Origin of the sequence: Ensifer sp. NM-2 (genome assembly GCF_003024455.1) — a bacterium.
Taxonomy (GTDB): domain Bacteria; phylum Pseudomonadota; class Alphaproteobacteria; order Rhizobiales; family Rhizobiaceae; genus Ensifer; species Ensifer canadensis.
On record NZ_PVZR01000123.1, the window covers coordinates 1 to 502 of the forward strand.

Below are 502 nucleotides of genomic sequence, written 5' to 3' on the forward strand. Positions count from 1 at the left end.
GGTGCCCGCCGGGCATGGCGAGGATGTGGGCGCCCTTGCGGTCGGCGTTGTTGACGATCACGTCGAACACCGTCATGCGGCGCAGCGCCGCCGAGTCCTCATGGGCCAGGGCCAGCCGATTCCCGTCCTCGTCCTCGCCCTCCAGGATGGTGAGCCACCCCGCGGCCGGCACCTCGTCCGCCGGGAACAGGTCCACAGCATCCTGCTCAGGGTCCTGCTCCTGCCAGAGCTGCACCATGCCCTCGCCGAAGGGCCCGTCGCGCAGCCAGGTGCGCGGCACGATGTCCCAGCCCAGCGCCTCGGACACCAGGTGCGCGGCCACCTCGCGGCGGGCCAAGGTTCCGGCAGGGAAGTCCCATAGCGGGGCCTCGCCGGCCACCGGCTTGTAGACCACCGGGGTGTCACCGATCGCGCCGAGGAACGTGGCGTTGGACGCCGTCGTGATGCGGCCGGTGAGCGTCAGCTCCCCGGCCATCAGCTCGTCGGCGGGCACGTCCGCGGC

General features: G+C 72.5%; 1 protein-coding gene. It reads right to left on the reverse strand.

Features of this window, described 5'->3' with window-relative positions:
* A partial coding sequence (locus C6558_RS39085; RefSeq protein WP_199197145.1) for an SCO1664 family protein occupies window positions 1-502 on the reverse strand: 502 nt, incomplete at both ends.